Consider the following 23,542-nt stretch of genomic DNA (forward strand, 5'->3'; position numbering starts at 1 on the left):
GGAGGGCGCATGCGGGAAGAACTGGATTTCAAATCACTACGCTTTTTCTCCGCGCTCTACCGATTGGGGAATGTCTCTCCGGCGGCGGAAGCGCTCGATATCAGCCAGCCAACCGGTAGCCTGCTGCTAAAAAAGCTACGCGAGCACTTTGACGACCCGCTGTTTGTGCGCGTTGGTCAACGAATGGCGCCAACGCCGCGCGCGGACGCTATCGCCCCCACCATTTTTACTCTGCTGCAAATGGTCGATACCGATTTGGCGGCTAAGCCGGAATTTATTCCGCAGGAGAGCAACCGTAACTTCACCATCGGCATGACCGATATCAGCCAGATGACGCTTCTTCCTTTGCTGCAAAGCCAGCTCCAGCGGCTGGAAGCCAGCGACATCACTTTTACGGTGCTGAATATTGACGATCAAACGCTTAGCGCGCTGGAATCCGGGAAATGCGATTTGGCGATCGGATATCTTACCCAGTTGCCGGATAGCGTCTATCAGCAGCACTTGTTCGATCAATCGTATGTGTGTCTGGCAGCGGAAAATCACCCGCGCATTCGTCATCGGTTCAGCGCCGAAGACTGGCGTCAGGAAAAGCACCTTGCGGTTCGCGTCAACGGCACCGCCCACGGCGACATTGATAAACTACTGGCGGAACACAGTATGCCGCGGCGCATCGCATTGACGCTGCCCAGCTTTTTAGGCGCGGGCGAGCTGGTTGCCGGCAGCGAGATGCTGGCGGTGGTGCCAGAACAGCTGGCGCGCCATATCACCAGACGTTACCCCTGCCGCAGCTGGCCACTGCCTTTCTCACTGGCTAACATCGCGATTCGCCAGGTCTGGCACCAGCGCCTGCACCGCGATCCCGGGCATATCTGGCTGCGCACGCAGATTGTAGCCCTTGCCGCCTCAGGTGGTTCTATTAACATTTAAATCATCAAAGAATCGGCTGTATTAGTATTCCTGATACGCCGTATTCTATTTGGTTTATTGCTGTCAATACGTCAAACATTTTAATCTCCTCGCATCAGTTCATATCGACCGAATAAATAGAGGAACCTATCATGCGCGGAAAAATCGCTTTAGAAGAACATGTATCTACTCCTGAAAATAATCGTTTGTGGGATTCGACCGGCGAAGCTAATCGTAACGGTAGCGAATATATGCAAGACGTTGAACGCCGTCTGCTTGACCGCAGCATTCAGCTCGAAGAGATGGCGCAACGTAATATTGACCACGTCATTCTTTCTCTGACTTCGCCCGGCGCGCAATCTATTTTAGATAAAGCTAAAGCGGTCTCTTTCGCTCGCGACACTAATGATTTTATTGTTGATAATTATGTAAAACCGAATCCAGATAAATTTAGCGCGTTCGCCACGCTGGCGTTACAAAACCCGGAAGCAGCGGCGGAAGAGCTGGAGCGCGCGGTGAAAAAACTGGGCATGAAAGGCGCGCTGATTAACGGCTATACCAACGTCAAAGATAACGAACATGGCCTGTATCTTGATGATGAATCCATGTTGGTATTCTGGGATAAAGTTAACGAGCTAAACGTGCCGGTGTACCTGCATCCGCGTGAACCGCTGGAAGGCCCGGCGCGCGGGATTTATACCGGTTACGAAAGCCTGATCGGTTCCGCCTGGGGCTTTGCGCAGGAAACCGCCGTTCACGCTATTCGCCTGATGATGAGCGGCCTGTTCGACCGTTATCCGAATCTTAACCTGGTGCTGGGACACCTCGGTGAAGGGCTGGTACACATGCTGCCGCGCACTCAGCATCGCCTCTATCGTCAGCGTTTCGGCTGCGGTTTGGGTAAGGCGGAAAAACCGTTAATGCACTATCTGCAAAATAACTTTATTGTCACCACCAGCGGTCATTTTAATACTCACTCGCTAAATAATGCGATTGAAGTAATGGGTGCCGATCGCGTGATGTTCTCCGTAGATTACCCTTATGAAGATATTCATCAGGCCTGCGACTGGTTTGATCCGTTAGAAATGGATGAAGGGCTGAAAGAAAAAATAGCCTGGGGCAATGCCAGCCGCGTATTTAATATCAAATAATAAAAAATAAATCGACAGGGCCTGTTCTCAGGCCCTGATTTTATTACATGGAGAATATACTATGCCGGTAGGTATTTTTGTTTGCAGCGGTTCATTACTCGTCGGCGCGATTGCAGGCGCCTCACTCAACCGATTTATCCCGGATCACTTTAAAAAAACGCTACCGCTTATTTCCGGTTTAATCTCTATCAGTATGGGCGTGTTCTTCCTTAACAAACTCATCAATCTGCCACCCATTGCGCTGGCCGTTATCATCGGCACGATTATTGGCGGCCTGTTGAATATTGAGAAGTGGATTGAGCGGGCGGGAACACAGCTGCGAACGCCCATCGAGCGCATTTTTCCAGGCCAAAACAACGCAGGCGTAGAAGCGGAGGATTTTATGAACCAGTTTATCGCGGTGCTGATCCTGTTCTGCGCCAGCGGTACCGGTATTTTTGGCGCCCTAACCGAAGGGATGACCGGCGACCCGACCATTCTGCTGACCAAGTCGATACTCGACTTTTTCACCGCCGCCATTTTCGCTTCGACGCTGGGCTACATTATCACCGCGATTTTTATTCCCCAGCTGATCATCTTCGTGATTCTGTTCTTCGCCGCCACGTTTATTATGACGTTGATAAGCCCATCGATGATCGCTGATTTTACTGCTTGCGGCGGAATTATTATGCTGGCGACCGGTTTTCGGCTTTGCGGTATGCGCCATTTCCCTACCGCCAACATGCTACCGTCACTGCTGCTGGTGATGCCATTTTCCACCGCCTGGCAGCAGTTTGTCGCCTGAAGCGTTAGCCCTTTTTCGCCTTCGCCAGCATCGCCTTGATATTCGCGACGTTGGCCTGGCCTTTATGCATGCGTTCTTCCGCAGAGATGACTTTTCGCTCCTGCTCCCAAATCAGATCGTCTTGCGGGAGCTCGAGCAGGAAACGGCTCGGTTCCGGGCGCACCAGCTCGCCATACTGTCGGCGCTCTTTGCACAACGTGAAAGTCAGTTCTTTCTGGGCGCGGGTGATACCGACGTAGGCCAGCCGCCGTTCTTCATCGACGTTATCTTCATCAATACTGCTCTGATGCGGCAGCAATCCCTCTTCCATTCCTACCAGGTAAACATACGGGAACTCCAGCCCTTTTGAGGCATGCAGGGTCATCAACTGCACCTGATCCAGCTCTTCATCCGATTCGCCGCGTTCCATCATATCGCGCAGGGTAAAGCGGGTAACCACCTGCGTCAGCGTCATCGGCTCGTCTATCTCACTGCCTTCCAGCATCTCGGTCATCCAGGTGAACAGCTGGTTGACGTTTTTCATCCGCATTTCCGCGGCTTTCGGGCTCGGCGAGGTTTCATATAGCCAGGACTCATAATCAATCCCGCGAATTAAATCCCGCACGGCATTGACCGGTTCACGCTCGGCCAGTTGCTGAATTTCCCGCAGCCAATGGGTGAAACGAGTGAGAGATTCATACCCGCGCCCGGTCAGCGTCTGGCTTAACCCCATATCAAAGCTGGCGGTGAATAAGCCTTTGTTACGGCTCATCGCCCATTCGCCCAGCTTTTGCAAGGTCGCCGGGCCAATCTCGCGTTTCGGCGTATTGACGATGCGCAGGAAGGCGCTGTCGTCATCCGGGTTGGTAAGTACGCGCAGATAGGCCAGCAAATCTTTAATTTCCGGGCGCGAAAAGAACGACGTGCCGCCCGAGATTTTGTACGGGATGCGGTTTTGCATCAGCATCTTTTCAAAAACCCGCGACTGGTGATTACCGCGATAAAGGATGGCGTAATCTTTGTAGTTGGTTTTATTAATAAAGTGATGGGCTATCAGTTCGCCAGCGACGCGCTCCGCTTCATGATCTTCGTTATTGGCGGAGAGCACTTTCAGCTCGGTGCCGTAGCCAAGTTCAGAGAACAGCCGCTTTTCAAAGACGTGTGGGTTATTGGCGATCAAAATATTGGCGGCCTTCAGAATACGCCCTGATGAACGGTAGTTCTGTTCAAGCTTGATCACCTGCAGCGCCGGAAAATCCTGGCTTAGCAGCACCAGGTTCTGCGGCCGCGCGCCGCGCCATGAGTAGATCGACTGGTCATCATCACCCACCACGGTAAAGCGCGCGCGCTGCCCCACCAGCAGCTTCACCAGCTCATACTGGCTGGTGTTGGTATCCTGATACTCATCCACCAGCAGGTAACGGATCTTATTCTGCCAGCGCTCGCGCACCTCTTCATTACGCTGCAGCAGCAGCGTCGGCAGCAGGATCAGGTCGTCAAAATCGAGGACGTTGCAGGCCTTCATATGCGCATCATAGAGCCCATAGCAGTGGGCGAAGATGCGGTCCCGTTCGCCTTTCGCGCCAGCCGCCGCCTGCGCCGGCGTTTTCAGATCGTTTTTCCAGTTGGAGATCGTCGAGATCAGCTGCTGCAACACCACTTTGTCATCTTCGATCAACCCTTCGGTGAGTTCTTTCAGCAGCGCGACCTGGTCGGTATCATCGAACAAAGAAAAGTTGGATTTCATTCCCAGCGCGGCGTATTCGCGTTTGATGATATCCAGCCCCAGGGTGTGGAAGGTGGAAATCATCAGCCCGCGCGCCTCTTTGCGCCCCAGCGTTTGCCCGACGCGCTCTTTCATTTCGCGCGCGGCCTTGTTAGTAAAGGTGACGGCCGCGATATGGCGCGCCTGATAGCCGCAGCCGCGGATCAGGTGGGCGATTTTATTCGTAATAACGCGGGTCTTACCGGAACCGGCGCCCGCCAGCACCAGGCACGGTCCGGTAACGAATTCGACGGCTTGTTGTTGGCCAGGGTTTAAACGCATGGGAATATTGCTCAATCTTCGAACGGGGTGTGGATTGTAGCAGAAAGCGAGGCCGAGATTTACCGGCTGATGGTAAAGTGTCAGCCACGCAATTCATCCTGAGGCTTCGGTAATGGCAAAAAGCGCAGCGGCCCTGCATATTCTGGTCAAAGAAGAAAAACTGGCACACGAGATCCTCGCCAAGCTGGAACGGGGCGTCAGCTTCGATCATCTGGCGAAGCGCTACTCAAAATGTCCGTCCGGACGCCATGGCGGCGATTTGGGGGAGTTCCAGCAGGGCGCGATGGTCGCTCCGTTTGATAAAGCCGTGTTCAGCTGTCCGCTGCTCAAACCCTATGGCCCGGTACAAACCAAATTTGGCTACCATATCATCAGGTGCTGTATCGCCGCTAGCGCGTGTTACTATGGCGCCCTGATTTATCCCAACTCAATCAAGGCGCAATCATGGCTAAAACAGCGGCAGCACTGCATATCCTGGTAAAAGAAGAGAAACTGGCTCTCGATCTGCTTGAGCAGCTCAAAAACGGCGCCGACTTCGGCAAGCTGGCGAAAAAACACTCTATCTGCCCGTCAGGAAAACGCGGCGGCGATCTGGGCGAATTCCGCCAGGGCCAGATGGTTCCGGCATTCGATAAAGTGGTTTTCTCCTGCCCGGAACTGGAGCCAACCGGCCCGCTGCATACCCAGTTCGGTTACCACATCATCAAAGTGCTGTACCGGAAATAAACAACAAGGCCTTCTCAAAGAGAAGGCCTTTAATGTTTGCCCCCTCTCCCTGTGGGAGAGGGTTGGGGTGAGGGCATCCGCCCGCACCTTTTGTTTTATTAGCCGGCAACCGCGATACGCTTCATATCGGTCATATACCCGCGCAGTTTTTTACCCACCGCTTCGATAGCGTGGCTGCGAATCGCTTCGTTCACGTCGCGCAGCTGAGCGTTATCTACCGCGCCTTCGGCAATCGCTTTGCCCAGGTCGCCGGTCTGCAGAGTGGTCATGAACTCTTTCAGCAACGGTACGCATGCATAAGAGAACAGATAGTTACCGTATTCTGCGGTATCGGAGATAACCACGTTCATTTCATACAGACGCTTACGGGCGATTGTGTTGGCGATAAGCGGCAGCTCGTGCAGCGATTCGTAGTAAGCGGACTCTTCGATGATGCCGGAATCAACCATGGTTTCGAAGGCCAGTTCAACGCCCGCTTTCACCATTGCAATCATCAGTACGCCTTTATCGAAGTACTCCTGCTCGCCGATTTTACCTTCATACTGCGGCGCGGTTTCGAACGCGGTTTTACCGGTCTCTTCACGCCAGGTCAGCAGTTTTTTGTCGTCGTTCGCCCAGTCAGCCATCATGCCGGAAGAGAATTCGCCGGAGATGATGTCATCCATATGTTTCTGGAACAGCGGCGCCATGATCTCTTTCAGCTGTTCGGACAGTGCGTAAGCGCGCAGTTTCGCCGGATTAGACAGGCGATCCATCATCAGGGTGATACCGCCTTGCTTCAGCGCTTCGGTGATGGTTTCCCAACCGAACTGAATCAGTTTTTCCGCGTAGGCCGGATCGGTACCTTCAGCCACCAGCTTATCGAAGCACAGCAGAGAACCCGCCTGCAGCATGCCGCAGAGGATGGTCTGCTCGCCCATCAGGTCAGATTTCACTTCCGCCACGAAGGAGGATTCCAGAACGCCCGCACGATGGCCGCCGGTCGCCGCTGCCCAGGCTTTGGCAATCGCCATGCCTTCGCCTTTCGGATCGTTTTCCGGGTGGACGGCGATAAGCGTCGGTACGCCGAAACCGCGTTTGTACTCTTCACGAACTTCGGTACCCGGGCACTTAGGCGCCACCATCACCACGGTGATGTCTTTGCGGATCTGCTCGCCCACTTCAACGATGTTGAAGCCGTGGGAGTAACCCAGCGCCGCGCCGTCTTTCATCAGCGGCTGTACGGAACGCACAACGTCAGAGTGCTGTTTGTCCGGAGTCAGGTTGACGACCAGGTCAGCCTGCGGGATCAGCTCTTCATAGGTACCCACTTTGAAGCCGTTTTCCGTCGCTTTACGCCAGGATGCGCGCTTCTCGGCGATCGCTTCTTTACGCAGCGCATAGGAGATATCCAGACCGGAGTCACGCATGTTCAGCCCCTGGTTCAAGCCCTGCGCGCCACAGCCGACGATGACTACTTTTTTACCCTGAAGATAGCTTGCGCCATCGGCAAATTCATCGCGCCCCATAAAGCGGCATTTGCCCAGCTGAGCCAGCTGCTGGCGCAGATTCAGTGTGTTGAAGTAGTTAGCCATGGTGATACCTCGTGATGTTGTGTTGTCGTGCTTATTGTTCGGTTCGCGTTTTGCGAGAATGAACCCACTATATGACAGGAATTTCGTTGCGAAAATTGATATATTCACAACATCACATTGCAATAACTGCAACGTTATTCTCAGGGGATTGAGCCATGGATTTACGCGATCTGAAAACCTTTCTGCATCTGGCGGAAAGCCGCCATTTTGGCCGCAGCGCGCGGGCTATGCATGTCAGTCCCTCCACGCTTTCGCGGCAGATTCAACGCCTGGAAGAGGACCTCGGCCAGCCGCTGTTCGTTCGCGATAATCGCACCGTGACCCTAACCGAGGCCGGCGAAGAACTCCGCACCTTTGCCCAGCAGACTTTATTGCAGTATCAGCAACTGCGCCACGCCATCGACCAGCAGGGGCCGTCACTCTCCGGCGAGCTACATATTTTCTGCTCCGTGACCGCCGCTTACAGCCATCTGCCACCGATTCTCGACCGCTTTCGCGCCGCGCATCCTTCGGTAGAGATAAAGTTATCGACCGGCGACGCCGCTGATGCGATGGAAAAAGTGGTCACTGGAGAAGCCGATCTGGCCATTGCTGGTAAGCCGGAGACGCTGCCGGGCTCGGTGGCGTTTTCGATGCTGGAAAATCTTGCGGTGGTGCTGATTGCCCCGGCGTTACCCTGCCCGGTGCGCAATCAGGTCACGGTCGAGCATCCCGACTGGGCAACGGTGCCGTTTATCATGGCCGATCAGGGACCGGTGCGCCGCCGCATCGAGCTGTGGTTCCGCCGCCATAAAATCAGCAATCCATCCATTTACGCCACCGTCGGCGGCCATGAAGCCATGGTATCTATGGTCGCCCTCGGCTGCGGCGTGGCGCTACTGCCGGAAGTGGTGCTGGAAAACAGCCCCGAGCCGGTACGTAATCGCGTGATGATCCTCGATCGCAGCGATGAGAAAACGCCATTTGAGCTGGGCGTCTGCGCACAAAAAAAGCGGCTGTACGAGCCGCTTATTGATGCGTTCTGGAAAATACTGCCTAACCACTAGCCCGCGAGGAAAAAGCGGAACGCCGGGTTATGGGTTTCGTCATGACACTCGTAGCCCAGTTCATTAAGACGGGTTTCGAAGTCCGGCTCATGCTCGCCAAGCTCAAACGCCGCCAGAACGCGGCCAAAATCGGTGCCGTGGCTGCGATAGTGGAACAACGAAATATTCCAGTGGGTGCCCAGGGTGTGCAGAAACTTGAGCAGCGCGCCAGGCGATTCCGGGAACTCGAAGCTAAACAGGCGCTCCTGCAGCGGTTTAGACGGTCGTCCGCCGACCATATAGCGCACGTGCAGTTTCGCCATTTCGTCATCGGAAAGATCGACCACGCTGTAGCCGCCTTCGCTTAGCAGATCGAGGATCTCTTTGCGCTCATCCAACCCGCGGCTCAGCCGCACGCCAACGAAAATACAGGCATCTTTGGCATCGGCAAAACGGTAGTTGAACTCGGTAACCGAACGGCCGCCTAGTAGCTGACAGAACTTAAGGAAGCTGCCTTTCTCTTCCGGTATCGTCACCGCCAGCAGCGCTTCGCGTTGCTCCCCGAGCTCGCAACGCTCAGAAACGTAGCGCAGTCCGTGGAAGTTGACGTTGGCGCCGGACAGGATGTGAGCCAGACGCTCACCGCGGATGTTATGCTGGGCGATATACTTTTTCATCCCTGCCAGCGCCAGCGCGCCGGAGGGCTCCGCTACCGCCCGCACATCTTCGAACAGATCTTTCATCGCCGCGCAGATAGCATCGCTATCGACGGTGATGATGTCGTCCAGATACTCCTGGCATACACGGAACGTTTCATCGCCGATGCGCTTCACCGCCACGCCTTCAGCGAACAAACCGACGCGCGGCAGATCCACCGGGTGACCGGCATCCAGCGCCGCTTTCAGACACGCCGAGTCTTCCGCTTCCACCGCTATCACTTTAATCTGCGGCATCAGCTGCTTGATCAGCACCGCCACGCCTGCCGCCAGACCGCCGCCGCCAACCGGGACGAATACGCGGTCAATGTGGGCATCCTGCTGCAGCAGCTCCAGCGCCAGCGTTCCCTGACCGGCGATAACCATCGGGTGATCGAACGGCGGCACCCAGGTAAAACCCTGCTGCTGCGCCAGCTCGATCGCGCGGGCTTTCGCTTCGTCAAAGTTGGCGCCGTGCAGTAGCACTTCGCCGCCAAAGCCGCGAACGGCATCGACTTTGATATCGGCGGTCGCTACCGGCATCACGATCAGCGCCTTAACACCCAGCCGGGAAGCGGAAAACGCCACGCCCTGCGCATGATTACCCGCCGAAGCGGTGATCACGCCATTTGATTTTTGTTCCGCCGTCAGGCCGGACATCATCGCGTAGGCGCCGCGCAGCTTAAAGCTATGCACCGGCTGGCGGTCTTCGCGTTTCACCAGGATAACGTTATCGAGACGCGAAGAGAGCTTGTCCATTTTTTGCAGCGGGGTTTTCTGCACCGCTTCATAAACCGGCGCGCGCAGTACCGCCCGGAGATACTCCGCCCCCTCAGGGGCGGCGGATAGGGGTTGCGACTCGGCCATGATTAACCCCCAAGTTTTGATTTATCGCGCACGGCGCCCTTGTCGGCACTGGTCGCGAGGCTGGCGTAAGCGCGCAGCGCGAAGGAGACCTGGCGCTCGCGGTCTTTCGGCGTCCACGCCTTATCGCCACGCGCTTCTTGCGCTTCGCGACGGGCGGCGATTTCGGCATCGCTGAGCTGCAGTTGGATACCGCGGTTCGGAATATCGATAGCAATCATGTCGCCATCTTCGATGATAGCGATGTTGCCGCCGCTCGCGGCTTCCGGCGATACGTGGCCGATGGAAAGCCCGGAGGTGCCGCCGGAGAAACGGCCATCGGTGATCAACGCGCACGCTTTGCCAAGACCCATGGACTTGAGGAAGGTGGTCGGATAGAGCATCTCCTGCATTCCCGGCCCGCCTTTAGGCCCTTCATAGCGAATAACCACGACGTCGCCTTCCACGACTTTGCCGCCGAGGATCGCCTCAACCGCTTCGTCCTGGCTTTCATAAACTTTCGCCGGGCCGGTAAATTTCAGGATGCTATCGTCGACGCCAGCGGTTTTGACGATACAGCCGTTTTCGGCAAAGTTACCGTACAGTACTGCCAGGCCACCGTCTTTACTGTAGGCATGTTCCAGAGAACGGATACATCCCTCAGCGCGATCGTCATCCAGCGTATCCCAGCGGCAATCCTGCGAGAACGCCTGGGTAGTACGGATCCCCGCCGGACCGGCGCGGAACATTTTTTTCACCGCGTCGTCCTGGGTCACCATCACATCGTACTGTTCCAGGGTCTGCGGCAGCGTCAGGCCAAGGACGTTTTTAACATCGCGGTTGAGTAACCCCGCGCGATCCAGCTCGCCGAGAATACCCAGCACGCCACCGGCGCGGTGCACGTCTTCCATATGGTATTTTTGCGTACTCGGCGCCACCTTACACAGCTGCGGCACTTTGCGGGACAGCTTGTCGATATCACTCATAGCGAAGTCGATTTCAGCTTCCTGCGCCGCCGCCAGCAGGTGCAGTACGGTATTGGTTGAGCCGCCCATTGCGATATCGAGAGTCATGGCGTTTTCAAATGCCGCCTTGCTGGCGATATTGCGCGGCAGCGCGGAAGCGTCGTCCTGCTCGTAGTAGCGTTTGGTCAGTTCAACGATACGTTTACCGGCGTTGAGAAACAGCGCTTTACGGTCGGCATGGGTCGCCAGCAGAGAACCATTACCCGGCTGCGACAGGCCTAATGCTTCGGTCAGGCAGTTCATTGAGTTCGCGGTGAACATCCCCGAGCACGAACCGCAGGTCGGACAGGCGGAACGCTCCACCTGTTCGCTCTGATCGTCAGAGACTTTCGGGTCTGCCCCCTGAATCATGGCATCAACCAGATCCAACTTGATGATTTTGTCAGACAGCTTAGTTTTCCCGGCTTCCATCGGGCCGCCGGAAACAAAGATCACCGGAATATTCAACCGCAGGGAGGCCATCAGCATCCCCGGGGTGATTTTGTCACAGTTGGAGATACAGACCATGGCATCGGCGCAGTGGGCGTTAACCATGTACTCGACTGAATCGGCGATGAGCTCGCGGGATGGCAGTGAATAGAGCATACCCCCGTGACCCATGGCGATCCCATCATCCACCGCGATGGTGTTGAATTCTTTAGCGACGCCGCCCGCAGCTTCAATCTGCTCGGCAACCAGTTTGCCGAGATCGCGCAGATGCACGTGCCCTGGAACAAACTGGGTAAAGGAGTTAACAACGGCGATGATTGGTTTGCCGAAATCGGCATCGGTCATCCCGGTTGCGCGCCACAGCGCGCGGGCGCCCGCCATATTGCGGCCATGTGTGGTGGTGGCGGAACGGTACTTAGGCATGCTCTTTTTACTCCCATCTCTGTTTATGCAATGGGACGGTGCGTGCCGTCCCATTTTTAATCACTTACTTACCGGATCCAGCCAGCCCCATTTATCTTCCGTTTCACCGGTGAAGAGGCCAAAGAAGGCTTCCTGAATGCGTTTGGTCACCGGACCGCGGCGGCCTGCGCCGACCTGGATACCGTCAACGCTGCGTACCGGCGTGATTTCCGCAGCGGTACCGGACATGAACACTTCATCCGCCAGGTACAGAGATTCGCGGGACAGCACCTGCTCGCGGACTTCGATACCGAGATCTTTCGCCAGCTTGATGATGGCGTCGCGGGTGATACCCGGCAGCGCGGAAGAGGTAAACGGCGGAGTAAACAGCACGCCATCTTTCACCTCAAACAGGTTTTCGCCTGCGCCTTCGGAGATATAGCCGTTAACGTCCAGCGCGATACCTTCCTGATAACCGTGACGACGCGCTTCGCTGCCGACCAGCAGAGAGGAGAGATAGTTGCCGCCCGCTTTCGCTGCGGTTGGGATGGTGTTAGGCGCCGCGCGGTTCCAGGAAGAAACCATCGCATCGATCCCCTGCTCCAGCGCTTCTGCGCCAAGGTATGCACCCCACGGGAACGCCGCGATGATAACGTCGGTTTTGTAACCGTCCGGCGGGTTAACGCCCATGCCAACATCGCCAACAAACACCAGCGGACGGATATAAGCGCTGGTCAGTTTATTGGTACGGATAACTTCGCGGCAGGCTTCCATCAGCTCGTCAACGCTCTGAGAAACCGGGAAACGGTAGATTTTGGCTGAATCATGCAGACGCTGCATGTGTTCACGATGGCGGAACACCACTGGCCCTTTGTGAGAATCGTAGCAGCGGATACCTTCGAATACCGAAGTCCCGTAGTGCAGCGCGTGGGACATGACGTGTACTTTCGCCTCGCCCCATGGAGTCATCTCGCCATTGAACCAAATGTAATCAGCTTTCTTCGTCGTCATTTTTTTTATTCCTCTGCGCTCAGGCGCGGATTTGTTGTGATGTGGGTTGCTGGATCTCGACGCAGGCGACGTCGACCAGTTTGCGTAACTGACTAAACAGTAATTCGACGGGCCGCTGGCTGGCAACGGTCAGTTCGATATTTATGTTTTGCGCATCCGACGCGGTTTCCATATTCATTGAGCAGATTTGAAAACCGCGATGGCGCACCACGCGCAGCACGCGTTCTAAGGTTTCGGGGTTGAAGCGAGCCTGTAAAGCGACCTGATGTTGCATCATGATAATTTCTCCAGCATTTCTGCATTACTGGCGCCGGGCGGCACCAACGGCCAGACATTCTCAAGTTCATCGATTGAGACATGAAGCAGGTATGGCCCCTGGCTCGAAAGCATGGTGTCGAGTGCCGCTTCAACCTGGTCTTTACGGGTGATGTGCTGGCCTGGAATGCCGAAAGCGCTGGCCAGCGTAAGAAAATCAGGATTATCGGTAAGCGTGGTTTCGCTGTAACGCTCCTGGAAGAACAGCTGCTGCCACTGGCGAACCATACCTAAACGTTGGTTATCCAGCAGCACGATTTTCAACGGTAACTGCTTGCGCTTAACGGTGCCCAGCTCCTGCACGTTCATCATGAAAGAGCCATCGCCGGAGATACAGATAACCGTATCGTCCGGGCGGGCCACCTGCGCGCCGACGGCTGCCGGCAGGCCGAAGCCCATGGTGCCCAGGCCGCTGGAAGTGATGAAATTTTCCGGACGGGTATAGGTCATGTGCTGGGCCGACCACATTTGGTGCTGGCCGACATCGGTCGTCACGACGCAATCCGCCGGTTTGCGATCGGAAAGCTGCTTGAGCAACAGCGGCGCGTAGATTGCTTCGCCGGGATGATCGTAGCGCCAGGCGTGCTCCGCGCGCAGCTGCGCGTTGTGCTCGCGCCACGCATCGATGGCCAACGGCTGCTGCAACGCTGGCAGCATGGCGTTTAAATCTCCAGTTAAGGCGACGTGCGCCTGGCGCAGTTTGTTCAGCTCGGCCGGGTCAATATCCATATGGATTACTTTGGCGTGCGGGGCAAAGGTATTCAGCTTGCCGGTCACCCGGTCATCAAAACGGGCGCCGACGGCAATCAGTAAATCGCACTCCTGCACCGCCAGATTTGCCGCCTTGGTGCCATGCATACCGAGCATGCCAAGGTAATACGGATAATCCGCGGCAACGGCGCCCAACCCTTTCAGGGTGCAGGTGACAGGCATCTGCGTCACCGCCAGAAATTCGCGCACGGCCGGTACCGCTTGCGCCATTCCGACGCCGCCGCCCACGTACAGCATCGGCTTATGGGACTTCGCAAGCATCGCTAACGCCTGCTCGACTTCTGCGTGAGGAAACTCAACATCGTCAGGAACGGTAGAGAAATGCGGATCTAATTCGCCTTTAGCCAGCTGGATATCCTTAGGGATATCAACCAGTACCGGGCCAGGACGGCCTGAGTTTGCCACCTGGAAAGCCTCCGCGATCACGCGCGGCAGCTCTTCCAACGACTGCACCAGGAAACTGTGTTTGGTGCAGGCCAGCGACAAACCGAGAACGTCCACTTCCTGAAAAGCATCGGTGCCGATAAACGGCGCCGCCACCTGGCCGGTGATCGCAACAACAGGCACGGAATCAAGTAACGCATCCGCCAAACCGGTGATCAGGTTGGTGGCGCCAGGGCCGGAAGTGGCGATGCAGACTCCGGTTTTGCCGGTCGCGCGGGCATAACCGATAGCGGCCATTGCGGCGCCCTGCTCGTGTCGACACAACAGGTGTTCCACGCCGCCGTCATACAATGCATCGTAAACCGGCATAATCGCGCCACCCGGATAGCCAAATACCGTATCGACACCCTGTGTTCGCAAAGCATGTACCACCCACTGCGCCCCGTTCATAGTTACTTCCCCGTCATAGATCGGGAGAAACAGAATTTTATGCTAAAACCCATCTTCTGCTCCTCGCTTATGTTTTTTAAGTTATAAAAAAACCCCCGGACCTTTCGGTGCGGGGGTCTTAGTTCGTTAAGGCTTGATTTCTAAGCCTTTCCTCGTCCAAGTGCAGCCCCGCACGGTGGGATAATAATCACCACCACGCTAATCACGACCAGGCTAATCACTCGTAGAAGGGCTGTCATTTTCTGTTCTTTCTGGCTTCTTGTTCGAAGGAATACCTAAAGAGTTACCACAGACATCACATTAAGCACAAGATTTTTTTATGTTCCATTTTCTGATCTTGCTAACGATTTTTATTAAACCAGTTGTTTTTAAAAAGAAAAAAATAAAATGAAAAAAATTCAGCTTATTCTCGCGTTTGCTGCAGTGTTTCACGGCATTAAAACGGCTTCATGACGGATTTGCGCGCGTACTCCCAAGACAATGAAAATGCAAAACTTTGCAGGTAATTGTCTGGAACAGGCAACGTAAAGTTAAATATTCACAGGTTTATGAAACCGTTTGAATAGACATAATCATTCCGCTCAGGAGGCGTTATGTCACTCGCAATTGTCTATACCCGCGCGGCGCTCGGGGTCAGCGCGCCGCTAATTACTGTCGAAGTCCATATCAGCAACGGACTCCCCGGCTTGACGATGGTCGGTCTACCGGAAACCACGGTAAAGGAAGCCCGCGATCGGGTGCGTAGCGCCATTATTAACAGCGGCTACAGCTTTCCAGCGAAGAAGATAACCATCAATCTCGCACCCGCCGATCTGCCCAAAGAAGGAGGGAGATATGATTTACCTATTGCTCTCGCGCTCCTGGTCGCTTCGCAGCAGCTTGCCGCACCGAAACTTAATCAGTATGAGTTTATTGGCGAATTAGCCCTTACAGGCGCGTTACGCGGCGTTCCAGGGGCTATATCCAGCGCTATGGAGGCAATAAAAGCCGGGAGGAAGATCATCGTTGCCGGAGATAATGCCGAAGAGGTCGGTTTGATTGGCGGCAATGAGTGCCTTATAGCCGGACACCTGCAGAAAGTTTGCGCGTTTCTGGAGGGGAAACATACTCTGCAGCCGCCAGCTGGCGAAATCGCGACAGACGACAATGATTATGACGATCTCGGCGATGTCATTGGCCAACAGCAGGGAAAACGCGCGCTGGAGATAGTCGCAGCTGGCGGTCACAATTTGCTCTTGATGGGTCCGCCGGGGACAGGAAAGACGATGCTCGCCAGCCGTTTACCGGGGCTTTTACCGCCGCTAACCAACCAGGAAGCGCTGGAAAGCGCGGCTATTCTCAGCCTCGTCAATGCTCATTACGTCACGCGCCAGTGGCGTCGGCGGCCTTTTCGCGCCCCTCACCATAGCGCTTCGCTAGCGGCGATGGTCGGCGGCGGCTCAATCCCGGCCCCTGGAGAGATCTCCCTTGCACATAACGGTATTCTGTTTCTTGATGAACTACCCGAATTCGAACGTCGGGTTCTGGATGCACTACGAGAGCCCATCGAATCAGGAAAAATTCATCTTTCCCGCACTCGGGCTAAGATTGATTATCCCGCAAGATTTCAGCTGATTGCCGCCATGAACCCCAGCCCAACAGGACATTATCAGGGTCAGCATAATCGGGCCACGCCGGAACAGACCCTACGCTACCTGGGCCGATTATCAGGGCCATTTCTCGACCGCTTCGATCTTTCGCTTGAAATTCCGCTCCCTCCGCCGGGCGTATTAAGCCGGGGTGGCGGCGGCGAAGAGCGAAGCGCCACCATCCGATTACGGGTATTAGCGGCGCGCGACAGACAGCTCGCACGGCAGAATAAACTGAACGCGCAACTGGATAGCGGGGAGATAAAAGTCTGGTGCAAGCTGAAAGAAGACGACGCGATATGGCTGGAACAGACGCTCTCACTATTAGGGCTTTCAATCCGCGCATGGCAACGTTTACTGAAAGTTGCGCGTACTATCGCCGATCTTAATGAGGATAGGGATATTGAACGTCATCATTTGCAGGAGGCGCTAAGCTACCGGGCTATCGACCGCATGTTAAATCACCTGCAGACGCTGATGGCATAAAAAAAAAGGGCTTTCGCCCTTTTTTTTAATCATCGCTTTCAGTGTAGTCTTCAGCGCCTTCAACCTGCGGCTTGCCGCCAGATAAGGTATGAAAACGCTTCGGACGTTTGATTCGCGCCATATACTTAATCCAAACGCGTTCCGCGTCGGTTACTGGCTCACGTTCGCCGTGACATACCGCAACGAACTGTTTTTCATCTTCGGTAACAGGCTCGCGTTTGCCCAATTCCAGCTCATTAAAGGCGTAACCATGACGTTCAAGCAGTTGCGCCTCTTTGATGGTGAAATCACCGTGACGGGAGAACCCGCGTGGATAATTTTTATTGTCGAAAAAACGATTAGTCGTCGTAAAGCTTTCCGCCATCCTACACGCTCCTGATTCTTTGGCCGAGCTATTTATGGCGCGGAGTATTAGTTACGCTTGACAGAGCGTCAAACAAAACATTTAAATCATCACGACAAATAATTTTGCGGAGAAGAGTGTGGACACGGAATTGCTCAAAACTTTCCTTGAAGTGAGCAGAACTCGCCACTTTGGACGGGCAGCGGAAGCGCTTTATTTAACACAATCAGCGGTTAGCTTCCGCATTCGTCAGCTGGAGAACCAGTTGGGCGTGAATCTATTTACCCGCCATCGTAACAATATTCGCCTGACGTCAGCCGGCGAGAAACTGTTGCCCTATGCCGAAACGTTGATGAATACCTGGCAGGCCGCGCGTAAGGAGGTCGCCCACTCTTCTCGCCATAATGAATTTTCGATCGGCGCCAGCGCATCGCTGTGGGAATGCCTGTTGAACGGTTGGCTGGGGACACTCTACAACGATCCCTATAACCTGCAATTTGAGGCGCGGATAGCCCAGCGCCAGTCATTAGTAAAGCAGTTGCATGAACGCCAGCTCGATCTCCTGATCACCACTGAATCACCGAAGATGGATGAATTAAGCAGCCAGTTATTGGGTCATTTCACCCTGGCGCTCTATTGTGCCGCGCCGGGAAAAAATAAGAATGATTTGAACTACCTGCGCCTGGAATGGGGACCAGACTTCCAGCAAAACGAAGCGGGTTTGATCGGTAGCGATGATGTGCCGCTGTTGACAACGAGCTCCGCCGAACTGGCTTATCAGCAACTCAGTACGCTGAACGGTTGTACCTGGTTACCCGTTAGTTGGGCACAGCAGAAAACCGGCCTGCACACGGTGACCGATAGCGCGACGCTTTCACGTCCTCTGTATGCCATCTGGCTACAAAATAGCGATAAGCAGGCACATATTCGCGAGATCCTGAAAAGCAGCATCCTGGAATAGCGATCTGACTCCATGGATGGAGTGACCAAAAGGCAAGAAAGGCAGTGTGAGGGAAGAAATTAAAGACAAAAAAAATCCTTTGCCGAAGCAAAGGATTATATATGGCAGGGGCGGAGAGACTCGAACTCGCGACACCCGGTTTTGGAGACCGGTGCTCTACCAACTGAGCTACGCCCCTAAATCTTTCTCGCTATTAAGCCCGCTAATATAGCAGGCTTAATATGAATAAGTGGCGGAACGGACGGGACTCGAACCCGCGACCCCCTGCGTGACAGGCAGGTATTCTAACCGACTGAACTACCGCTCCACCGAATTTTTTCTACATCTACCGGTTTAATGCCCCGGTTTTACTGCAAATTTGATGCCTGGCAGTTCCCTACTCTCACATGGGGAGACCCCACACTACCATCGGCGCTACGGCGTTTCACTTCTGAGTTCGGCATGGGGTCAGGTGGGACCACCGCGCTATCGCCGCCAGGCAAATTCTGTTTTACCAGCCCGTCATTACGACGCACTGATTAATCTGTATCACGCTGAAAATCGTCTCAAATCGCCAAAACATCTTCGGCGTTGTAAGGTTAAGCCTCACGGTTCATTAGTATCGGTTAGCTCAACGTATCGCTACGCTTACACACCCGACCTATCAACGTCATCGTCTTTAACGTTCCTTCAGGAGACTTAAAGTCTCAGGGAGAACTCATCTCGGGGCAAGTTTCGTGCTTAGATGCTTTCAGCACTTATCTCTTCCGCATTTAGCTACCGGGCAATGCCATTGGCATGACAACCCGAACACCAGTGATGCGTCCACTCCGGTCCTCTCGTACTAGGAGCAGCCCCCCTCAATTCTCCAGCGCCCACGGCAGATAGGGACCGAACTGTCTCACGACGTTCTAAACCCAGCTCGCGTACCACTTTAAATGGCGAACAGCCATACCCTTGGGACCTACTTCAGCCCCAGGATGTGATGAGCCGACATCGAGGTGCCAAACACCGCCGTCGATATGAACTCTTGGGCGGTATCAGCCTGTTATCCCCGGAGTACCTTTTATCCGTTGAGCGATGGCCCTTCCATTCAGAACCACCGGATCACTATGACCTGCTTTCGCACCTGCTCGCGCCGTCACGCTCGCAGTCAAGCTAGCTTATGCCATTGCACTAACCTCCTGATGTCCGACCAGGATTAGCTAACCTTCGTGCTCCTCCGTTACTCTTTGGGAGGAGACCGCCCCAGTCAAACTACCCACCAGACACTGTCCGCAACCCCGATTAGGGGCCAACGTTAGAACATCAAACATTAAAGGGTGGTATTTCAAGGTTGGCTCCACGCAGACTGGCGTCCACGCTTCAAAGCCTCCCACCTATCCTACACATCAAGGCTCAATGTTCAGTGTCAAGCTATAGTAAAGGTTCACGGGGTCTTTCCGTCTTGCCGCGGGTACACTGCATCTTCACAGCGAGTTCAATTTCACTGAGTCTCGGGTGGAGACAGCCTGGCCATCATTACGCCATTCGTGCAGGTCGGAACTTACCCGACAAGGAATTTCGCTACCTTAGGACCGTTATAGTTACGGCCGCCGTTTACCGGGGCTTCGATCAAGAGCTTCTCCTTACGGATAACCCCATCAATTAACCTTCCGGCACCGGGCAGGCGTCACACCGTATACGTCCACTTTCGTGTTTGCACAGTGCTGTGTTTTTAATAAACAGTTGCAGCCAGCTGGTATCTTCGACTGATTTCAGCTCCACCCGCAGGGGCTTCACCTACATATCAGCGTGCCTTCTCCCGAAGTTACGGCACCATTTTGCCTAGTTCCTTCACCCGAGTTCTCTCAAGCGCCTTGGTATTCTCTACCTGACCACCTGTGTCGGTTTGGGGTACGATTTGATGTTACCTGATGCTTAGAGGCTTTTCCTGGAAGCAGGGCATTTGTTACTTCAGCACCGTAGTGCCTCGTCATCACACCTCAGCGTTAAAAGGTACCGGATTTACCTGGAACCTCCGCCTACATGCTTAAACCGGGACAACCGTCGCCCGGCTAACATAGCCTTCTCCGTCCCCCCTTCGCAGTAACACCAAGTACAGGAATATTAACCTGTTTCCCATCGACTACGCCTTTCGGCCTCGCCTTAGGGGTCGACTCACCCTGCCCCGATTAACGTTGGACAGGAACCCTTGGTCTTCCGGCGTGCGGGCTTTTCACCCGCATTATCGTTACTTATGTCAGCATTCGCACTTCTGATACCTCCAGCAACCCTCACAGGTCACCTTCGCAGGCTTACAGAACGCTCCCCTACCCAACAACACATAGTGTCGCTGCCGCAGCTTCGGTGCACAGTTTAGCCCCGTTACATCTTCCGCGCAGGCCGACTCGACCAGTGAGCTATTACGCTTTCTTTAAATGATGGCTGCTTCTAAGCCAACATCCTGGCTGTCTGTGCCTTCCCACATCGTTTCCCACTTAACTGTGACTTTGGGACCTTAGCTGGCGGTCTGGGTTGTTTCCCTCTTCACGACGGACGTTAGCACCCGCCGTGTGTCTCCCGTGATAACATTCTTCGGTATTCGTAGTTTGCATCGGGTTGGTAAGTCGGGATGACCCCCTAGCCGAAACAGTGCTCTACCCCCGAAGATGAATTCACGAGGCGCTACCTAAATAGCTTTCGGGGAGAACCAGCTATCTCCCGGTTTGATTGGCCTTTCACCCCCAGCCACAAGTCATCCGCTAATTTTTCAACATTAGTCGGTTCGGTCCTCCAGTTAGTGTTACCCAACCTTCAACCTGCCCATGGCTAGATCACCGGGTTTCGGGTCTATACCCTGCAACTTAACGCCCAGTTAAGACTCGGTTTCCCTGCGGCTCCCCTATACGGTTAACCTTGCTACAGAATATAAGTCGCTGACCCATTATACAAAAGGTACGCAGTCACACCATAAAGGTGCTCCCACTGCTTGTACGTACACGGTTTCAGGTTCTTTTTCACTCCCCTCGCCGGGGTTCTTTTCGCCTTTCCCTCACGGTACTGGTTCACTATCGGTCAGTCAGGAGTATTTAGCCTTGGAGGATGGTCCCCCCATATTCAGACAGGATACCACGTGTCCCGCCCTACTCTTCGAGTTCACAGCCTGTGCATTTTGGTGTACGGGACTATCACCCTGTACCGTCGGACTTTCCAGACCGTTCCACTAACACACAAGCTGATTCAGACTCTGGGCTGCTCCCCGTTCGCTCGCCGCTACTGGGGGAATCTCGGTTGATTTCTTTTCCTCGGGGTACTTAGATGTTTCAGTTCCCCCGGTTCGCCTCGTTAACCTATGTATTCAGTTAACGATAGTGCAACGAATTGCACTGGGTTTCCCCATTCGGACATCGCCGGCTGTAACGGTTCATATCACCTTACCGACGCTTTTCGCAGATTAGCACGTCCTTCATCGCCTCTGACTGCCAGGGCATCCACCGTGTACGCTTAGTCGCTTAACCTCACAACCCGAAGATGTTTCACTTCTGATTGCGAAAATTTGAGAGACTCGAACACACATTAACTGTGTGTCGTTTCAATTTTCAGCTTGATCCAGATTTTTAAAGAGCAAAACTTCGCAGTGAACCTTTTTCAGGTACACTCTGAAGTTTTCTTGTTTTTGCAGTAAGAATGGTGGAGCTATGCGGGATCGAACCGCAGACCTCCTGCGTGCAAAGCAGGCGCTCTCCCAGCTGAGCTATAGCCCCATCGAATGAATCTCTTTTAACCTTAATTCGTTTTCGGGCGCGGCGTGGTGAAGCGAAGCATACTGAAGTATGCGAGCTTTGCCACAACAAAGCACGAGAGCGAATTTGGTAGGCCTGAGTGGACTTGAACCACCGACCTCACCCTTATCAGGGGTGCGCTCTAACCACCTGAGCTACAAGCCTGCAGAGATTACTTACTGCTGTATTTTCATCAGACAATCTGTGTGAGCACTACAAAGGCAGGTTCTTTAAGGTAAGGAGGTGATCCAACCGCAGGTTCCCCTACGGTTACCTTGTTACGACTTCACCCCAGTCATGAATCACAAAGTGGTAAGCGCCCTCCCGAAGGTTAAGCTACCTACTTCTTTTGCAACCCACTCCCATGGTGTGACGGGCGGTGTGTACAAGGCCCGGGAACGTATTCACCGTAGCATTCTGATCTACGATTACTAGCGATTCCGACTTCATGGAGTCGAGTTGCAGACTCCAATCCGGACTACGACATACTTTATGAGGTCCGCTTGCTCTCGCGAGGTCGCTTCTCTTTGTATATGCCATTGTAGCACGTGTGTAGCCCTACTCGTAAGGGCCATGATGACTTGACGTCATCCCCACCTTCCTCCAGTTTATCACTGGCAGTCTCCTTTGAGTTCCCGGCCGGACCGCTGGCAACAAAGGATAAGGGTTGCGCTCGTTGCGGGACTTAACCCAACATTTCACAACACGAGCTGACGACAGCCATGCAGCACCTGTCTCAGAGTTCCCGAAGGCACCAAAGCATCTCTGCTAAGTTCTCTGGATGTCAAGAGTAGGTAAGGTTCTTCGCGTTGCATCGAATTAAACCACATGCTCCACCGCTTGTGCGGGCCCCCGTCAATTCATTTGAGTTTTAACCTTGCGGCCGTACTCCCCAGGCGGTCGACTTAACGCGTTAGCTCCGGAAGCCACGCCTCAAGGGCACAACCTCCAAGTCGACATCGTTTACGGCGTGGACTACCAGGGTATCTAATCCTGTTTGCTCCCCACGCTTTCGCACCTGAGCGTCAGTCTTTGTCCAGGGGGCCGCCTTCGCCACCGGTATTCCTCCAGATCTCTACGCATTTCACCGCTACACCTGGAATTCTACCCCCCTCTACAAGACTCTAGCCTGCCAGTTTCGAATGCAGTTCCCAGGTTGAGCCCGGGGATTTCACATCCGACTTGACAGACCGCCTGCGTGCGCTTTACGCCCAGTAATTCCGATTAACGCTTGCACCCTCCGTATTACCGCGGCTGCTGGCACGGAGTTAGCCGGTGCTTCTTCTGCGAGTAACGTCAATCGCTAAGGTTATTAACCTTAACGCCTTCCTCCTCGCTGAAAGTACTTTACAACCCGAAGGCCTTCTTCATACACGCGGCATGGCTGCATCAGGCTTGCGCCCATTGTGCAATATTCCCCACTGCTGCCTCCCGTAGGAGTCTGGACCGTGTCTCAGTTCCAGTGTGGCTGGTCATCCTCTCAGACCAGCTAGGGATCGTCGCCTAGGTGAGCCATTACCCCACCTACTAGCTAATCCCATCTGGGCACATCTGATGGCATGAGGCCCGAAGGTCCCCCACTTTGGTCTTGCGACGTTATGCGGTATTAGCTACCGTTTCCAGTAGTTATCCCCCTCCATCAGGCAGTTTCCCAGACATTACTCACCCGTCCGCCGCTCGTCACCCGAGAGCAAGCTCTCTGTGCTACCGCTCGACTTGCATGTGTTAGGCCTGCCGCCAGCGTTCAATCTGAGCCATGATCAAACTCTTCAATTTAAGTTTGATGCTCGTGAATTAAACTTCGTAATGAATTACGCATGTTCACTCAGAGACTTGGTATTCATTTTTCGTCCGAGGACGTTAA

Annotated in this window: 16 protein-coding genes, 4 tRNA genes, 3 rRNA genes and 1 pseudogene; 8 read left to right on the forward strand and 16 right to left on the reverse strand. The window is 54.3% G+C overall.

Going from position 1 to position 23,542, the window contains the following annotated elements; all coding sequences use genetic code 11:
• The first annotated feature begins 9 nt into the window (after window positions 1-9).
• From ABLV66_RS25055 to ABLV66_RS25065, 3 genes are all read left to right on the forward strand, one after another.
• Window positions 10-927, forward strand: coding sequence for a LysR family transcriptional regulator (locus ABLV66_RS25055; protein WP_047066620.1), 918 nt, complete (start codon window positions 10-12; stop codon window positions 925-927).
• A gap of 131 nt (window positions 928-1,058) precedes the next feature.
• Entirely contained in the window at window positions 1,059-2,057 is a 999-nt protein-coding gene (locus ABLV66_RS25060; RefSeq protein ID WP_348877217.1) for an amidohydrolase family protein, read from the forward strand.
• Between the two features lie 61 nt (window positions 2,058-2,118).
• On the forward strand, window positions 2,119-2,841 hold the full coding sequence (locus tag ABLV66_RS25065) for a DUF554 domain-containing protein (protein ID WP_063414949.1): 723 nt from the start codon (window positions 2,119-2,121) through the stop codon (window positions 2,839-2,841).
• A gap of 4 nt (window positions 2,842-2,845) precedes the next feature.
• Here the strand turns inward: ABLV66_RS25065 and rep are convergent, their stop codons facing one another.
• On the reverse strand, window positions 2,846-4,867 hold the full coding sequence (rep, locus tag ABLV66_RS25070; protein WP_015368891.1) for a DNA helicase Rep: 2,022 nt from the start codon (window positions 4,865-4,867) through the stop codon (window positions 2,846-2,848).
• A 112-nt stretch (window positions 4,868-4,979) separates the two neighbouring features.
• Between rep and ppiC (ABLV66_RS25075) the strand changes: the two are divergent.
• Window positions 4,980-5,260 (forward strand): annotated as a pseudogene (gene ppiC / locus ABLV66_RS25075) (peptidylprolyl isomerase PpiC).
• A gap of 51 nt (window positions 5,261-5,311) precedes the next feature.
• Window positions 5,312-5,593, forward strand: a complete 282-nt coding sequence (ppiC, locus tag ABLV66_RS25080) for a peptidylprolyl isomerase PpiC (protein ID WP_002883180.1) — start codon at window positions 5,312-5,314, stop codon at window positions 5,591-5,593.
• A gap of 98 nt (window positions 5,594-5,691) precedes the next feature.
• On the opposite strand, the gene ilvC is transcribed toward ppiC (ABLV66_RS25080), so the two are convergent.
• The gene (gene ilvC / locus ABLV66_RS25085) at window positions 5,692-7,167 is read right to left on the reverse strand and encodes a ketol-acid reductoisomerase (protein ID WP_015703965.1); all 1,476 of its coding nucleotides are present in this window, start codon (window positions 7,165-7,167) and stop codon (window positions 5,692-5,694) included.
• 155 nt (window positions 7,168-7,322) lie between these two features.
• Here ilvC and ilvY point away from each other — a divergent pair, with 155 nt between their 5' ends.
• Entirely contained in the window at window positions 7,323-8,213 is an 891-nt protein-coding gene (ilvY, locus tag ABLV66_RS25090; RefSeq protein WP_015703964.1) for an HTH-type transcriptional activator IlvY, read from the forward strand.
• Here the strand turns inward: ilvY and ilvA are convergent.
• From ilvA to ilvL, 6 genes are all read right to left on the reverse strand, one after another.
• Window positions 8,210-9,754, reverse strand: a complete 1,545-nt coding sequence (gene ilvA, locus ABLV66_RS25095) for a threonine ammonia-lyase, biosynthetic (protein WP_015368895.1) — start codon at window positions 9,752-9,754, stop codon at window positions 8,210-8,212. The two genes, ilvY and ilvA, sit on opposite strands and share 4 nt — an antisense overlap.
• Window positions 9,755-9,756: 2 nt before the next feature.
• Window positions 9,757-11,607: a dihydroxy-acid dehydratase gene (gene ilvD, locus ABLV66_RS25100; protein ID WP_348877216.1), complete on the reverse strand. Its 1,851-nt coding sequence runs from the start codon at window positions 11,605-11,607 to the stop codon at window positions 9,757-9,759.
• 60 nt (window positions 11,608-11,667) lie between these two features.
• Window positions 11,668-12,597 (reverse strand): branched-chain amino acid transaminase, encoded by a 930-nt coding sequence (locus tag ABLV66_RS25105; protein ID WP_008807980.1) that lies wholly within the window; start codon window positions 12,595-12,597, stop codon window positions 11,668-11,670.
• A gap of 19 nt (window positions 12,598-12,616) precedes the next feature.
• Window positions 12,617-12,874: an acetolactate synthase 2 small subunit gene (gene ilvM, locus ABLV66_RS25110; RefSeq protein WP_015368897.1), complete on the reverse strand. Its 258-nt coding sequence runs from the start codon at window positions 12,872-12,874 to the stop codon at window positions 12,617-12,619.
• On the reverse strand, window positions 12,871-14,517 hold the full coding sequence (gene ilvG / locus ABLV66_RS25115) for an acetolactate synthase 2 catalytic subunit (protein ID WP_047078519.1): 1,647 nt from the start codon (window positions 14,515-14,517) through the stop codon (window positions 12,871-12,873). The genes ilvM and ilvG overlap by 4 nt, the downstream gene beginning before the upstream one ends.
• A gap of 140 nt (window positions 14,518-14,657) precedes the next feature.
• The gene (gene ilvL / locus ABLV66_RS25120) at window positions 14,658-14,756 is read right to left on the reverse strand and encodes an ilv operon leader peptide (protein WP_001311244.1); all 99 of its coding nucleotides are present in this window, start codon (window positions 14,754-14,756) and stop codon (window positions 14,658-14,660) included.
• Between the two features lie 354 nt (window positions 14,757-15,110).
• Between ilvL and ABLV66_RS25125 the strand changes: the two genes are divergently transcribed.
• Window positions 15,111-16,631, forward strand: coding sequence for a YifB family Mg chelatase-like AAA ATPase (locus ABLV66_RS25125; RefSeq protein ID WP_348877215.1), 1,521 nt, complete (start codon window positions 15,111-15,113; stop codon window positions 16,629-16,631).
• Window positions 16,632-16,656: 25 nt separating this feature from the next.
• On the opposite strand, the gene ABLV66_RS25130 is transcribed toward ABLV66_RS25125, so the two are convergent.
• Window positions 16,657-16,995: a MaoP family protein gene (locus ABLV66_RS25130; RefSeq protein ID WP_045362345.1), complete on the reverse strand. Its 339-nt coding sequence runs from the start codon at window positions 16,993-16,995 to the stop codon at window positions 16,657-16,659.
• 118 nt (window positions 16,996-17,113) lie between these two features.
• Between ABLV66_RS25130 and hdfR the strand changes: the two genes are divergently transcribed.
• Window positions 17,114-17,935, forward strand: coding sequence for an HTH-type transcriptional regulator HdfR (gene hdfR / locus ABLV66_RS25135; RefSeq protein ID WP_045395539.1), 822 nt, complete (start codon window positions 17,114-17,116; stop codon window positions 17,933-17,935).
• Window positions 17,936-18,037: 102 nt separating this feature from the next.
• On the opposite strand, the gene ABLV66_RS25140 is transcribed toward hdfR, so the two are convergent.
• From ABLV66_RS25140 to ABLV66_RS25170, 7 genes are all read right to left on the reverse strand, one after another.
• Window positions 18,038-18,113, reverse strand: a tRNA-Trp gene (locus ABLV66_RS25140).
• A 52-nt stretch (window positions 18,114-18,165) separates the two neighbouring features.
• Window positions 18,166-18,242, reverse strand: a tRNA-Asp gene (locus tag ABLV66_RS25145).
• A 56-nt stretch (window positions 18,243-18,298) separates the two neighbouring features.
• Window positions 18,299-18,414: ribosomal RNA gene (gene rrf, locus ABLV66_RS25150) — 5S ribosomal RNA — on the reverse strand.
• 95 nt (window positions 18,415-18,509) lie between these two features.
• Window positions 18,510-21,414, reverse strand: a 23S ribosomal RNA gene (locus ABLV66_RS25155).
• Window positions 21,415-21,584: 170 nt separating this feature from the next.
• A tRNA-Ala gene (locus tag ABLV66_RS25160) sits at window positions 21,585-21,660 on the reverse strand.
• A gap of 106 nt (window positions 21,661-21,766) precedes the next feature.
• Window positions 21,767-21,843 (reverse strand) — tRNA-Ile (locus ABLV66_RS25165).
• A gap of 71 nt (window positions 21,844-21,914) precedes the next feature.
• A 16S ribosomal RNA gene (locus ABLV66_RS25170) occupies window positions 21,915-23,454 on the reverse strand.
• Together the 16S, 23S and 5S rRNA genes with 4 tRNA genes alongside form the textbook arrangement of a ribosomal RNA operon.
• Window positions 23,455-23,542: the final 88 nt, after the last annotated feature.

The sequence above is a fragment of the Klebsiella sp. CN_Kp073 genome (assembly GCF_040065495.2).
In the GTDB taxonomy this organism is placed as follows: Bacteria; Pseudomonadota; Gammaproteobacteria; order Enterobacterales; family Enterobacteriaceae; genus Klebsiella; species Klebsiella aerogenes.